The sequence below is a fragment of the Saccharopolyspora soli genome (assembly GCF_022678645.1).
GTDB lineage: Bacteria > Actinomycetota > Actinomycetes > Mycobacteriales > Pseudonocardiaceae > Saccharopolyspora > Saccharopolyspora soli.
Window position 1 is genome coordinate 66,424 of the sequence record NZ_JALBWV010000044.1, and the last position, 13,610, is coordinate 80,033.

At 66.8% G+C, this 13,610-nt stretch carries 14 protein-coding genes and 1 pseudogene; 6 read left to right on the forward strand and 9 right to left on the reverse strand.

Features of this window, described 5'->3' with window-relative positions:
- Positions 1 to 161: 161 nt before the first annotated feature.
- The 3 genes from MOQ72_RS28800 to MOQ72_RS28810 all read left to right on the forward strand — a co-directional run bounded on the left by MOQ72_RS28800 (position 162) and on the right by MOQ72_RS28810 (position 2,435).
- Positions 162 to 503 (forward strand): YbbN family protein, encoded by a 342-nt coding sequence (locus MOQ72_RS28800; RefSeq protein WP_242188865.1) that lies wholly within the window; start codon positions 162 to 164, stop codon positions 501 to 503.
- Positions 500 to 1,489: an alpha/beta fold hydrolase gene (locus MOQ72_RS28805; protein ID WP_242188866.1), complete on the forward strand. Its 990-nt coding sequence runs from the start codon at positions 500 to 502 to the stop codon at positions 1,487 to 1,489. The genes MOQ72_RS28800 and MOQ72_RS28805 overlap by 4 nt, the downstream gene beginning before the upstream one ends.
- Positions 1,490 to 1,556: 67 nt before the next feature.
- Positions 1,557 to 2,435 carry a glycine/sarcosine/betaine reductase selenoprotein B family protein gene (locus MOQ72_RS28810; RefSeq protein WP_242188867.1) on the forward strand — a complete coding sequence of 293 codons (879 nt, stop codon included), beginning with the start codon at positions 1,557 to 1,559 and terminating at the stop codon, positions 2,433 to 2,435.
- A gap of 189 nt (positions 2,436 to 2,624) precedes the next feature.
- Here MOQ72_RS28810 and MOQ72_RS28815 read toward each other — a convergent pair whose 3' ends face one another.
- The 5 genes and pseudogenes from MOQ72_RS28815 to MOQ72_RS28830 all read right to left on the reverse strand — a co-directional run bounded on the left by MOQ72_RS28815 (position 2,625) and on the right by MOQ72_RS28830 (position 5,143).
- Positions 2,625 to 2,924: an IclR family transcriptional regulator domain-containing protein gene (locus tag MOQ72_RS28815; RefSeq protein ID WP_242188868.1), complete on the reverse strand. Its 300-nt coding sequence runs from the start codon at positions 2,922 to 2,924 to the stop codon at positions 2,625 to 2,627.
- Between the two features lie 639 nt (positions 2,925 to 3,563).
- Complete coding sequence (locus MOQ72_RS28820; RefSeq protein ID WP_242188869.1) at positions 3,564 to 3,731, reverse strand: hypothetical protein; 168 nt, start codon at positions 3,729 to 3,731, stop codon at positions 3,564 to 3,566.
- A gap of 22 nt (positions 3,732 to 3,753) precedes the next feature.
- Positions 3,754 to 3,915 (reverse strand): annotated as a pseudogene (locus tag MOQ72_RS45760) (antibiotic biosynthesis monooxygenase); the annotation flags it as partial.
- Positions 3,916 to 3,973: 58 nt separating this feature from the next.
- On the reverse strand, positions 3,974 to 4,102 hold the full coding sequence (locus tag MOQ72_RS28825) for an SDR family oxidoreductase (protein ID WP_242188870.1): 129 nt from the start codon (positions 4,100 to 4,102) through the stop codon (positions 3,974 to 3,976).
- 150 nt (positions 4,103 to 4,252) lie between these two features.
- On the reverse strand, positions 4,253 to 5,143 hold the full coding sequence (locus MOQ72_RS28830) for a helix-turn-helix domain-containing protein (protein ID WP_242188871.1): 891 nt from the start codon (positions 5,141 to 5,143) through the stop codon (positions 4,253 to 4,255).
- Between MOQ72_RS28830 and MOQ72_RS28835 the strand changes: the two genes are divergently transcribed.
- Positions 5,133 to 6,239, forward strand: a complete 1,107-nt coding sequence (locus tag MOQ72_RS28835) for an alpha/beta hydrolase (RefSeq protein ID WP_242188872.1) — start codon at positions 5,133 to 5,135, stop codon at positions 6,237 to 6,239. The two genes, MOQ72_RS28830 and MOQ72_RS28835, sit on opposite strands and share 11 nt — an antisense overlap.
- A gap of 150 nt (positions 6,240 to 6,389) precedes the next feature.
- On the opposite strand, the gene MOQ72_RS28840 is transcribed toward MOQ72_RS28835, so the two are convergent.
- From MOQ72_RS28840 to MOQ72_RS28855, 4 genes are all read right to left on the reverse strand, one after another.
- Positions 6,390 to 7,256, reverse strand: coding sequence for an MBL fold metallo-hydrolase (locus tag MOQ72_RS28840; RefSeq protein WP_242188873.1), 867 nt, complete (start codon positions 7,254 to 7,256; stop codon positions 6,390 to 6,392).
- Positions 7,253 to 8,059, reverse strand: coding sequence for a dihydropteroate synthase (gene folP / locus MOQ72_RS28845; protein ID WP_242188881.1), 807 nt, complete (start codon positions 8,057 to 8,059; stop codon positions 7,253 to 7,255). Before folP ends, MOQ72_RS28840 begins: the two co-directional genes overlap by 4 nt.
- 236 nt (positions 8,060 to 8,295) lie before the next feature.
- Positions 8,296 to 9,711 (reverse strand): vanillate/3-O-methylgallate O-demethylase, encoded by a 1,416-nt coding sequence (gene ligM, locus MOQ72_RS28850; protein ID WP_242188874.1) that lies wholly within the window; start codon positions 9,709 to 9,711, stop codon positions 8,296 to 8,298.
- A 49-nt stretch (positions 9,712 to 9,760) separates the two neighbouring features.
- Positions 9,761 to 10,636 (reverse strand): hypothetical protein, encoded by an 876-nt coding sequence (locus MOQ72_RS28855; protein WP_242188875.1) that lies wholly within the window; start codon positions 10,634 to 10,636, stop codon positions 9,761 to 9,763.
- Between the two features lie 386 nt (positions 10,637 to 11,022).
- Between MOQ72_RS28855 and MOQ72_RS28860 the strand changes: the two genes are divergently transcribed.
- Positions 11,023 to 11,817: an IclR family transcriptional regulator gene (locus MOQ72_RS28860; protein ID WP_277954835.1), complete on the forward strand. Its 795-nt coding sequence runs from the start codon at positions 11,023 to 11,025 to the stop codon at positions 11,815 to 11,817.
- A gap of 242 nt (positions 11,818 to 12,059) precedes the next feature.
- The gene (locus MOQ72_RS28865) at positions 12,060 to 13,481 is read left to right on the forward strand and encodes an MFS transporter (protein WP_242188877.1); all 1,422 of its coding nucleotides are present in this window, start codon (positions 12,060 to 12,062) and stop codon (positions 13,479 to 13,481) included.
- Positions 13,482 to 13,610: the final 129 nt, after the last annotated feature.

Below are 13,610 nucleotides of genomic sequence, written 5' to 3' on the forward strand. Positions count from 1 at the left end.
GCTGGCTCCTGTCAGCAGGAGACCGGCCGCACGCAGTCCGCTCTTGGATTGGCCTGATCCCAGGCTGGCGCGACCTGCGCGACCAAGCGCATAGGAGCGACGAATGACCGACGGCAGACGCCCGAGGGCACCAACCATCAAGGCCAGGCACGGTCGAGGAGTTGCTGACGCAAGCGGGACGCACCCTGGTGTTCAGCGCACTGTGGTGCCCGGTGCGCCGCGTGGTCTCACCCGAACGCAACGACGTCGCCGGTCGTCAACAATCGACGCCGCGCATCGCAGAGGTCAGCATCGACGACATCCCCGGCCTGGCGCAGCGCTTCAACGTCCAGTCGCGCCACGCAGCGCCGCTCTTGCGGCAACTCGACCGAACCATTCACGTGCGTCGCCCTGGTGAGCTGACCGAATGCCGCCCCGAGCACAAGAACACCAGCGAGCCCTCGCAGCCGAAGGCGGCGGATTCGCCAATCATCCAACGCCAAAGACGAAAGGTGTCACGATGACACGTCGAGACACGGTACCCAACTACGACGGCGAGCGGCAGATTGTTGGAACCACCGAGGTCACCCATCATTTCCAGGAAGCTCCCGGGGCCGTCGCGCCCATTCGGTGGCACTACGTAACCGCAGGGAACCCGCACGCCGAGCCGATCGTATTCCTGCACGGCAACCCGGAAAGCTGGCGTGCCTGGGAGCCCCAGATCGATCACTTCGCCAAGACCCACCACGTGATCGCCGTGGACCTCAAGGGCTACGGCCAGAGCGACAAGAGCCCGGGCGACTGGCGCTGGGAAAACTGCGCGGCGGAGCTGCTCGCGCTGCTTGATCAACTCGGCTTGCGCACCTTCGCCATCGTCTCCCACGACCGAGGGACCGTGCTGGCCGACTACCTCGGCGGCAACCACCCGGACCGCGTCCATTGCTACGTCCGCATGCAGCAGGTATGCCATGTCTGGCGGCCGGAATACTCCTGGCAGGCAGAATACTTCGCCGATCCGCTGTTCGGACCCTACTTGTTCGGCGATCCCGACGTTTATTTCGATTTCCGCCTCAAGGCGATGCTCAAGAACGAGGTTGACGAGCACCGGCTGGAGACCCTGCGATACGAGATGAGCTATCCGGGCATCGCCGACGCCGTGGTCCGCTACTACCAAGCCTCGTCCTTCGAGAAGGAACGCATCGACAGGGTGCGACTCTTCCCGCACATGAACTTCCCCGTCCTCCTGCTCCAGGGCAACCGTGACGACGGGCAGCCCACCTACTACTTCGATCACCCGAAGCTTCCAGCTACGTTGTGCTTCCCCAGCGCCGAGTTGCAGTGGGTCGACGGTGCGGGGCACTACACCAACCTCGAAAAGCCGGAGATCGTAACCGAGGCGGTAGCGAATTTCCTCGCCACCCATCAGACACCGACGCCTGGAAGAAGCGGCATGCCCTGGGGCGGGACGAACTCCGACGGCACCGGGCGTCAGCACGCCCACGTCGTCTAGAGGACGTTCAAGCTCGCTGGCCCTGACCGCGGTCAGCGATACGGTCACCACAACAACGGGAGCTTCAATGCCTTTCAGCTATGTGGAAATGATGCGCGGGTTCGGCCTGGGCGACTTCGCCGAGCTTCCCTCTTTCCAACCGGTCAAGCCAGCACCGATTCAGGCCAAGTTGTCGGAGGCGAAGCTCGGGATGTTCGCCACCGTCGGCGCCCACCTTCCCAGTCAGCGATCCTTCCAGCCGACCAACGATCTGACGTTCAGGCTGGTACCCCTGGACGTCCCGGTGTCGGAACTCGTCTTCGACCACCCTTCGCCCATCCGCAACTTCGCGGTTGCCGACCTCAACGTGGTTTTCCCCCGCGACAGGCTCGTCGAAATGCAGGCCGATGGCGTATTCGCCGAGCTGGCACCGACCGCGGTGTCGATGCTGGGGTCCATCACGAAGTACACGGAACTTGTCGAGCAGAGCGCGCCCGCTATTGCGGACGTCTACGTCGAGCAGGGCGTCGATCTGGTTCTCATGGTGCCGTTCTGCCCGGCATGCCACCGGGCAACTCACATGATCTCACGCGCACTTGAGGCTCGGGGCATCCCCTGTGTCACGATGAGCGCGCTGCATGAGATGTCCGAGGCGTTCAAGCCGGCTCGTCCGGTGTTCGCGGACTTCCCGCTGGGTGCCACGGTCGGTCGCCCGCACGATCCCGCAATGCAACGGGACGTGTTGGAGGCCACCCTCGCAGTGGCGTCGCAGCCGACCACGCCGTGGCACATCACCCAGCTACCGCAGGTCTGGTCCGCGGATCGGAAGTGGGAGGAGGACGTGCGAGCCGTCTACGAAGAGGAACACGGCAAGGGCGTGCATCGCGCCCGCGTCGCGGCGCACATGCGCGACGGCCAAGGCCTCGTCGGACGAGAGCAGGAACTAGACATCTCCTGCGCATGCTGACGAACAACGGAGAACCAACCTGCGTCCACTGTGTAGTTGTAGTGGTTGCACGGGGCGACCGCCCACGCGAATCGTTCGGCTGGGATGTCCCAGCCGAACGCTTCGCACGAGTCTGCTCGCCGCCACCAACGGGCCGCAGCGTTGTGACAATCCCTGGAATCTGCGCTACGCGCTCGCGGAAATCACGCGTCAGCCACCCGGCTCGACCACGTCGAGCACCAGCTCACGCACCCGCTTCACCAACAGCGAGTCAGCTCGAACGCTGGGCACAGCGACGGACACCGCCAAATCCAGTTGCGGAGTTCCACCTCGCACCCGCGCCGAGATCGCGGTCAGGCCGCGCTCGCTCTCTTCCTTGTTGATGGCATAACCCTGTTCGCGGATGGTTGCCAGTTGCCGCATGAGAGCAGCCCGGTTCGGCACGGTTTCCGCAGTCAACCTGGGCAAGTCCTCATCAGCATAGAGCTCATGAACCCGCGCGTCGGGCACGCTGCGAGCAACACCTTGCCGCCGGCCGTAGCGTATGCGGGAAGGTGCTGCGCCCTACTCGTAGCCCCGCCCGTAGTGCGCGGCTGCTCTCGATACCGTCGATGAACGTGACCTGCGTGCCGTCGAGCACGACCAAGTGCACCGTTTCGTCGAGGGCATTGGGTTCGCTCCAGTGATCAACGTGATCGACTCGGCCGGGCAGCAGATCCAGGGCGTGACCGTGAACGGTCGGACGGCCCAGTTCCGCGTCCAGGACCGGAAACTCGTGGTGATCCCGGCCAAGTCGGTGGCAAGGGGGACGATTTCAGCGTCGCGGTCCGCTACGTCGCTGATCATTCCGCAAATCCGAACACGGCCTCCAACCCCCACTACCACCCGGTGCACAGTTGCCGCCTGGTGTGCAATATCCGCGTCCGGCCTGGGTGAACTCCCCAGACGGATTCGCGACCATGGGGCAACCGGATCGGGCGCACGTGTTTGTCGGATGACCTTCCGGTGACGTAGCCGTGCGGGTACGACACCCGGCGGGTACTGGGAGGACCATCCTGCCTTCGCCTGATTTACGCACCACCGCGGCTGGCGCCCGTCGGACCGTCGAAGCGCCCCACTGCCCGCCAGCGTACCGATCACCCGCCGCTTTCACGGGTTGAAGGACGCGGCGTCGAAGATCGTGAGCGAGTTCGGCATGCGCTCCACCGCAGCGCGCAACTCAGGGGTGATTTTTCCGTGCAGTTCCATGAAAACCATCTCCGAGTACTCGGCCAACTGGCGCAATAGGTCCTCGGCGAGGCGCGCGTGCGTCAGCATGGCCGCAGAAGTTGGCGAATTGTTCCAACGCCAGGTAGCGGCCGGAGCGGTTGTCGTAACACCACTCGTAGCCGAGTACTCCCGGCTCTTGGTGGGCCAGGTCGCGCAGGGCTGTCGCGGTTCTTTCGAACTCCGATTGTTGTCCAGGCCGTACCTCGAAGCTTGCTCGTACGAATATGGCCATGTTGTTTCTCCGGGAATATCGCCTCTGCGGTGATGACTGACGGTGCCGTTCGCGGGTGTCAGAGCGTTTTGATCGCACCACCGTCGATGATGTAGTCGGCGCCCGTGATGCTCGATGCGACCGCGGAGAGCAGAAAGACCACCACGGCAGCGACTTCGTGCGGTTCGGTGATGCGTCCGGTGGTCATGCCGAAGGATTGCGGAAGCTGTTCGAGGTAGGCGGCGTGCTCGGTTCCGGCTTGGGCCGCCAGTTTGCCGCCGAGCCCGTCGGGATTCCAGATGGCGGCGCGGACTGGCCCGGGCGAAACGAGAAAGGTTTGAACCGCCGCCCCAGCCAGTCATCCGCCGGCGTCGCCGATCGTGTCGGTTCGTGTTGCGGGATGATCTTCCCACGACATGAGGATGCGCAGTGCGTCGTCGGATGGGCTCCCCGGCTCTGCGGTGATAACCATGAGCCGTTGACCGCTGTCGTCGGGACTGTTCCAGGTGTCGCAGTCGAGCGTGAGATCGCCGACGACCGGGTGCCGGTAGTGCTTGGTGCCGTAGCTGGCGGAGTTGACGCGATGCTCGGCCCACCAGGCGCGAAAGTCGGGATCCTGGACCGAGAGCTCACCGACGAGCTGGACCAGGTCCGGGTCGTCGGGGTCTTTGGCCGCCTCCATGCGGAGCGCGGCGACGGCGTCGCGAGCGTCGTGCTCCCAGTCCAGATGCATGCCGCGCACGACAGGGTGGGTGAACAGAAGCCGCACGTAGTTCCGCTCGGCTGCGGGAACGCGCGAGAAGTCGATGTAAAGAGCGGCAGCAGCTCGGTTCCAGTCGAGGATGTGCATGCGCTTGCCCAGCACGACCGCCGGCACTTGGTCGAGCTGCGCCAGCAGGCGACGCACCGCCGGTCGCACCTTCTGGTTGGTCCGGCGTCGGCGCGGCCGGGCGTCGGTCTTGCCGGCGATCTCGTAGAGGTAGATCTGCTGGTCCTCGTCGAGACGCAACGCTCGAGCGAGGGTGGCCAGGACGGCGGCGGATGCCTGGACACGCCCCTGTTCCAGCCGGGTGTAGTAGTCGACGCTGATCGCGGCCAGGCGGGCGACCTCTTCCCGGCGCAGCCCGGCCACCTTGCGATTCCCGTCGAGCTCAGGAAGCCCCACTTCGTGCGGGGTCAGTCGCGCACGGCTGGCCTTGAGGAAGGCGCCGAGGTCGCCGGGCTCTGGTGCGGCGGTCATGTCCTCCATTCTCACCGGCTGCCCGAAGCCTGCGGGAGGGCAGATTTCTTCCCAGGCAAAAATCTGTCTCTTTTTCGCGCACGACGGCAGCGCGACCGTGGACTCACGCCGCGGCACACGTCCGGCCCGAGCCAGCCCGAAGGCAGGCTCCACCCACGACAGCGAAACGGAGCACCTCGTGACGAGGACCGACGTCACCTTCGACAGCGCGGGCATCCCCCTCGCCGGCCACCTCTACATCCCCGACACACCCGCAGACGGGCCTCGCCCGGCCATCGTTGTCGGCCACCCCGGCAGCGGCGTTAAGGAGCAGACCGCAGCCCGCTACGCCAGCCACCTGGCCGATCAGGGTTTCGTGACCGTCGCCTTCGACGCTGCCTACCAGGGCGAGAGCGGCGGCGCGCCCCGCGGTCTGGAAGACCCGGCCCACCGGATCGAAGACCTCAAGGCCGCCGTATCCTTCCTCGCCACGCGGCCCGAGGTCGACGCCCAGCGGATCGGGGCGCTCGGCATCTGTGCTTCCGGCGGCTACGTCCTACCCGCCACCGGCAGCGACCACCGCATCAAGGCGGTCGCCACGGTCAGCGCCGTCGACATCGCCCGACAGTTCCGCCTCGGTGCCGAAGGCACCCAGGACCCCGCCGTGTTCCAGGGAATGCTGGACGCTGCCGCGAACGCCCGCACCGCCTCCGCTTGCGGTGCGGACCCGGGCACGCTGACGCTGTTCCCCGACACCGTCGAGCAGGCCCGCCAGTTCGGTGGCGAGCACGGCGCGGAGGGCTTCGAGTACTACTGCACCCCACGCGCCGAGCACCCGCGCTCGGCAAAATTCTTCGACTGGACCAGCATCGACAAGATGGCTACCTTCGACGCCTTCGCCCTCGTCCCCCTCATCGGCCAGCGCCCACTGCTGATGATCGTCGGCACCCGGGCGGTCACCTCCTGGATGAGCGTCGAAGCCTTCCAGAAAGCCATCGGCCCCAAGGAGATCCACTGGGTCGAGGGCGCCAGCCACGTCGACCTCTACGACAAGGACCAGTACGTCGACCCCGCGCTGAAGAAGCTCACCGCGTTCTTCACAGACAGTCTCGCCAAGACCGCGTAAACGCCGCTGACGACAGCGGCAAGGCCCCGTGCCCTCGCGCCGTTTGCACAGCCCCGCGAACTGGCGAGAACAGCGACCTCCCAGCACCCGGTGACCGGTGGGTTCAGGTTCGACAACCTGAACCCACCGCTGGCCTTCAGAACCGCATCCTCAACCACTAGCAGCGACATCGGATGGTGCTGTGAGAGGTGCCGGTGGTTGGATCTCGTCCCACACGTAACGCTGGCCTTCCCGCCGCAACCCGCCCAGGCCGGGGAAGGGGAAATGGTAGGACAACACCGTTTGGTCGTTCGTCACGATGCGACTGAATATTCTTCTGCGTTGCGCGGCCGCCGCTGTCTTGTCCTCGTCGAAGACGAAGTTCCAGTGGGGCTCTTCGAGGAGGATCGGATGGTGGCACAGATCTCCCCACACGACGAGACCCCTGCCCTCGCTGACGATCTCGTAGACGAGATGCCCTGCGCTGTGCCCCGGGGTCGCGATCGCGGTGATCCCGTCCGCGACCCGGTGGCCGTCGCCGATCCGCACGGCACGGTCGCCGTAGGACGACAGGTCGATGGCCGCGCCGGTGCACTCGGCGTTTCCGATCAGGATTTCGGCGTTGGGGAATGCGATGTTCCCGTTCTCGTCGAGGAGACCCCATGCGTGATCCGGGTGAGCGTGGGTGAGCGCGACGACATCGATGTCGGCCGGATCAATCCCCGCCGCGGCGAGGTTGCACACCATCTGTCCGCTTTGCGGGCCGAACACCTTCCGTCCCAGCTCCGGCATCGTCCCCACGCCCGTGTCGAAGAGAACGAGCCGGCCGCCGGTGTTGACCACGAGGATGTTCTGGTCCAGCACGACCCGGTCGACGGGCAGACCGAGTCGCTTGAGGATCGCGTCCACTTCTCCCGGAGCGACATCGGGGAAGCATTCCCTGGCCGCCCCGAGCAGCAGCGGCCCATCCGATACCACGGTGCACGCCAGCTTTCCGTGCCGGAAACGCGTCCACCTGGCCGTGTTCGCCGAGGTCATCTGGACTCCCCGGTGGCCGGGTTCTGCAGCGCCGCGGCGACCCGCACCGCAGTGGCGGAGGTAGCGACGTCGTGCACGCGGACCGCGAACGCGCCGCGGGCGGCCGCGATGGCGCTGATCGCCGCTGTCGCATCGTCGCGGGCGACGCCGCCGGGCAGAGGATCCGGCAGGGCGAGTCGCGCGAGAAAGGACTTGCGCGAAGCTCCGACGAGAACCGGGTGGCCCAGTGCCTTGAGCGCGTCGAGCCGGCGCAGGAGCTGCCAGGTCTGCTCGGCGGTCTTCGCGAAACCCAGACCCGGGTCGACGATGATGCGGTTGGTCCGGATTCCGGCCGCGGTCAGCTCGTCGAGGCGAGCTCGTAATTCGGCCACGACGTCTTTGACGACCTCGCCGTAGCGGGCGTGGGCGTCCATCCCGGCGCTGTGCGCGCGCCAGTGCATCGCTACGTAGGGCGTGCCGAGCTCGGCCACGCGACGGGCCATGGCTGGATCCGCCCGCCCGCCACTCACGTCGTTCACTACAACGGCGCCGGCGTCGACCGCCGCTTCAGCCACCGACGACCGCATGGTGTCGATGCTGACGGGGATACCGGCACCGGCCAGCTCGCGCACCACCGGGAGAACCCGCGTGAGTTCCTCCTCGGCTGGCACGCGGAATGCCCCTGGCCGGGTGGACTCGCCACCGACGTCGACGATGTCGGCGCCCTGCTCGGCCATGCGCACGCCGTGTCGCAAGGCCGCGTCGGCGCACAGGTAACGGCCGCCATCGGAAAACGAGTCGGGGGTGACGTTGAGGATGCCCATGACCAGGCACCGGTGGCCGGCCGCCGGCACGGGCAAGCCGGTCGGCGCCGGCACGCCAGCCACGGCGAGGCCGGTAGCCGGGTAGTCGACCGTTGTCACGGAAACGTCCCTCCGGTTGCACGCGGATGAGGTGGCTTGCCAGCGGCCCGGAAACAGCCGCGGGGACGAGGAGGGCGCACCGGCCGGGTCGAGCCACCGGGCCGGTACGCGCTCGCGTTGTCGATCGATGCGTCCGGTTACGACGGAACCTGCGAGCTCGACCGCCAGCCGGGCCGGTACGTCTCGCGCGCCATCGCCGCGTACGGTGCGGGGCTCACGATCGCGCGGACCGCGATCTGTTCGTGCGGATCCACCGTCACCTTCCGGGTCCCGCCGTCCGGCTCGCCCCAGATCACCCTGACCTCGGCACCGAGCGGCACGTCGGGGTCGACCGTCGCCAGGGAGATCGCCTGGCGCTCGTTCGGTGTGTATCCGGTGTAGAGGGACAACCCGACGGGGTTGCCGTCCGCGTCCTCGACGGCGTCGAAGCTCGAAGCGCCGTAGTTGGCGAGGGCCAGGTCGAAGAACTGGTAAACCGGGCCGTCCCGGTCGACCGGCGACGCGAGGATCTTCGCGACGTCCTCGGCGTTCCAGGCGAGAGTGACCTTGCGGCGCTGCGCCCGCGGATCGACGGCTTCCAGAGCGTCACGTCCGATGAAGTCGTGGTCGAACTTGACGTGCGCACCGTAGCCGAGCTCCCACGGGTTGAGGTAGTAGTCCTCGATGTCGCTCGACACGAAACTCCCGGCCAGCGCGTTGTTGGCCTCGTAGTCGTCCTCGGTCAGCCACTCCCGGTAGGAGCGCAGTTCCTCTCCGGTGTAGATGGCCGGCAGCGCCGACGGAATCCACCCCGACTCCAGCGCGCTGACTCCGTAGGCACGGGCGCCGACCTGCTCAAGACCGAACTCCCGGCCCGCCTCCAGGATGGCCTCCCGGACCTTGTCGTAGGTGGCGTAGGGTCCCCAGAGTTCGAGCCCGGGAGCACCAGCCATGCCGTGCCGCAAGGTGCGGACACGCTCTCCGGCGACGTTCAGGTGCCCCATTCGGAAGAACTTCAGCTGCTCCACCGAACCGCCGTTGAGCTTCTCGATGACGTCCCACGCCCGGGGGCCTTGGATCTGGAATCGCCACACGTCGCGCTGCACGGCCTTGCCGAACGTGCGCGACGACGACCGCTCGTCCCTGCGGAGCTCGACGTCGTATCCGCCTTGGCCCGCCCGGAAGGTGAGCCAGTTGCACACCGGTGCCCGTCCCACGAAAACGAACTCCTCCTCGGCCAGCCGGAAAAGGATGCCGTCGCCGATCACGCCGCCGCTCGGGCCCACCGGCACGAACTGCTTGGCCGAGTCGACCGGGAAGTTGGCGAAGCTGTTCACACCGGTGTCGCTGAGCAGGCGCGGCGCTCCCGGTCCGGTGATCCAGAAGTTGAACATGTGGTGGGTCTGGTCGTACAGGACCGCGCTGTTGCGCCAGGCACGGGCTTCCCGGCGGAAGTTGGTGAACTCGGACGGGACGACCGGGAAGATGTACGGCGGTAGCTGGGAGTTGCGGAGCAGCTCCGTCGTGTTCCCGGCCTCGTCCATGACGTCCTGCAGGCTCTTCTTCACGTTCATGTGTCTCTTTCACTCGTCCTACACTGGGATCGCTACTGCGCCGGGGGATTCAGCACCCGCATGCGATGTCCAACTCGTCCTCCCTGCCGGAAAGCCCCTCGCCGTCCCGGATGTGGGTCCGCACCCGAGCACGGTGGACTTCCTTTCCCTCGGACTCGTAGAGCTTGCGCACGTCGTCCTCCCAGGACCGGTCGTCCGCCCACGTCTGCGGGAGGTCGGTGATCCGCCACGGCTGCGCCGGGGCGGTGGCCACTTCGAGGGTCGAGCGCAGGACCGACCGCTGCATCTCCGGCTCGTTCGGACGGCCGACGGTCGCCCCCAGGGGGAAATCAGCGAAGACCGGCCGGGCGGGCTTGAACGCCTCGGCCATCTCGCGCAGCGCCGTCATCGTCACACACGGAATGCCCTTGGCCTCCAGAGCGCGCGCGATCATGTTAGTCGCCCGGTGACAGGCGGGGCAGAAGGGCACCATGAGCACGAGATCCACACCCTGATCGGCGTAGACCTCCGCGATCATGGGCGCGGTCCGCTCGACGAGCTCCCCGTACTTGGTGATGGAGCCGAGCATGGACACCGCTGCCGGCGCCAGCTCGCCGAAGAGGCCCTCCTCGCGGAGTTCGACCAACCGGTCACGGGGGAAGACGACGTTGAGGTCGTCGAGGGCGAAACCCCTGATGGGCGACGGGTGGTCGAACTCCAGATCGGCGACCGGAACGTCCAGCGGGACCAGTCGGAAGCTCAGGTCGTTGATCGGCTGGAACTGCCGCTGCGTCGGCAGGTGCGCACCCACTGTCGCGAACAGGCCCAACCGGGCTTCGGACAGCGCGACCTCGACCGGCGCCGGCTCGACCGGCTTGAAGTCAGGAAGCTCGGCGAACTCCGCGAAACCGAAGCCGCGCATCATTTCCACATAGCTGAAAGGCACCTATCACACTCCCGGTCCGGTGACGGCGGTTGCTCGACGAGGCCCGACCGATCGCGAACGGGACCCGGCAGGCAGCGGTCGAGGCAGCGCGGATGGGCACGATCGGGGTCGTGAAGCGGTTCGCGGACAAGGGCGCCGGGCAGCTCCGGACCGCTCGACTGCCTTCGCCGCGAGTCCTCAGCCGAGCACACCCAAGCCCTACTTGTCCTAAAATTACGGAACATGATCCCGCTTTACGGGACGTGGTTTAGAATGCGTGCTCGCCCCGTCACTGTCAAGACACCTCACGCCGAAACCCGGCTCCGCAGAGGAATGAAACAACGAGGCGAAATCTCCCAGCGTGGCCGCCAAGGCACGCTGGCACCAAGTTCGGTACCTTGTCCCGTATGTCAGGACATAACTCGGTCAGCAGACACCGCGAGCGCAACAGCACAGCCGATCGCGCCCTTGAAATCCTGGCGATGTTCACCGATAGCCAGCCAGTTGTGAGTGGCAGCTTGGTGGCCGACCGGCTCGGCGTCGCGCGCTCCACCGGCTACCGCTACCTGCAGTCGTTGGTGTCGGCACGGTTTCTGGAGGAAGCTCCCGGCGGCGGTTTCCGGTTGGGACTGCGCATACTGGAACTCGCCAGGCTCGCGCGGAAGACACTCGGTCTCTCGGAGATCGCGGCACCGATCATCGAAGAACTGGCCCACGACTCGGGCGAGACAGTGGTCCTCACCCGCCGAACCGGCGACCTGGTCGTGTGCATCGACCGCGCCGAGTCGCAACGACACGCGGTGCGCAGCTCCTACGAGCGCGGCACGGTGCTCCCCGTGAACGCCGGCGCGTCCGCGACGATCCTGCTCGCGTGGAACGATCCCGAGGAGGTACGGCAAATCCTCTCCCGCGCGAAGCTGGAACGCTTCACCGACGACACCTTGACCGATGTGGACGAACTCCTCGCCCGGATGGCGCAGATCCGTTCCGACGGCTACGCCGTCGCGCGGGCGGAGGTGGATCCGGAGATCGTTGGCATCGCCGCCCCGATCTGGGGATCCCGGCAAGGCGAAGTGGTCGCCGCGATCAGCGTGGTCGGTATCGGATCACGGATTCCCCCGAAGACCGAGCGCAAACTGATCGCCAAGGTTCGCCTGGCCGCCGCGCACATCAGCGAGCGGCTCGCCCTCGTCCAAGGCTGAGCGGGGGCTCGCACCACCACCATCCGCGCCCTTGACGACGGAAAGGCACCATGGGACCGTGTTGTCCTAATTTGCAGTTCAATGTCCTGAATATCGGGACCAGAGAAACGGTGTTGGCCGGTGCGCGGTTACTCGCCCCGGGTGCGACGACGCGCCCTGCGGATGGCCGCCGAGGCCCGGATCGGGTTCGAAAAGCGGCCGTTCGCATTCAGCCCGACTAGCACCGGCCGTCCACCGGATGCATGGCGGAAGAGGACGAGGAGGTCATCTTCATGTCGGTTGACGGCAACGTTCGGCATCCATGGTCGCCCCGCAAGGTAGCGGCGGCTTCGATGGTCGGGACGACCATCGAGTACTACGACTTCTTCATCTACAGCACGGCCGCCGCGCTCGTGCTCGGCCGTCAGTTCTTCCCCAACGCCTCGCCCACGGCCGGCACACTCGCGGCGTTCGCGACGCTCAGCGCCGGCTTCATCGCCCGACCGCTCGGCGGCATCGTCATGGGACACTACGGCGACAAGATCGGCCGCAAGAAGATGCTCATGCTGTCGCTGCTGATCATGGGCGTCGCCACTGCGCTCATCGGGGTGCTCCCCGACTACGGCGCGATCGGCCTCGCCGCCCCGATCGCACTGGTCGTTCTGCGCTTCGCCCAGGGATTCGGCGTCGGCGGCGAGATCGGCGGTGCGGTCCTCCTCTCCTTCGAACACGCTCCGCGTCGGCAACGCGCGCTCTTCGGTGCGTTGCCGATGATGGGCCTGCCGCTGGGAGTACTGCTCTCGATGGCCGTGTTCCTCGTCATGCAGAACCTGGTACCGGGTGACGCGTTCGCCAGCTGGGGCTGGCGTGTCCCGTTCCTGCTGGCCGTCCTGATCGTCGCCGTCGGAATACTCCTGCGGCGGAAAGCGCTCGAAAGCCCTGAGTTCACCGCTGCCAAGGTCGAGGGCGAACTCCGCAAGATGCCTCTCGTCGAACTCGTCCGCACCGCGCCGAAGGAACTCGTGATCGGCAGCGTGGCGATGATCGCGGCGCCTACTCTGGGCTACCTGATCCAGGTGTACATGATCGCCTACAGCACGTCGGTCCTGGAACTGCCGAACTCGACGATGCTCTGGGTCATCATGGTGGGCTGCGTCGTCTGGATGTCGACGGTTCCCGTGGCGGGAGCACTGGCCGACCGCTTCGGCCGGAAGCCGGTGTTCGTCGCGGGCACCGTGCTCGCCATCGCGTGGGCGTTTCCGCTCTTCACGCTGATGAACACGCGGAGTCTGCCGTTGATGCTGGTCGCAGAGATCGTCGCGTCGCTTTCCACCGCCATGATTACCGGCATCCAGGGCGCGATCCTGTCGGAGGCGTTCCCGCCGAACCTGCGATACAGCGGATTGTCCGTGACGGTCCAGGTGGGAACGCTGCTCGGAGGAGCGGTCGCACCCCTCGCCGCGACGGCGTTGCTGGCCGCGACGGGGACCACCACCTCCATCTCCCTCTACATGGTCGGCGTTTCCCTGCTGAGCCTGGTCGCCGTACTCGCCCTCAACACCTCTCCCACCCGATACGCACCGAGCACGACCGCCACGAAGCTCGCGGCTGAGGCCGCCGAAACCGCTCTTCCGCCCACCAGCGCACAGCCAGCCTCCACTTCAGACGGGAACAACCGCGCCTGATCGAATCAGGGTGGCGGGGGGGGGGGGGGGGCGCCGGGGGGGCCCCCCCCCCCCCCCCCCCCCGCGGGGGGGGGGGCCGGGGGGGCCCCCCCGCGCCCCCCCCCCGGGGGGGGGGCCGGCGGGGGGACG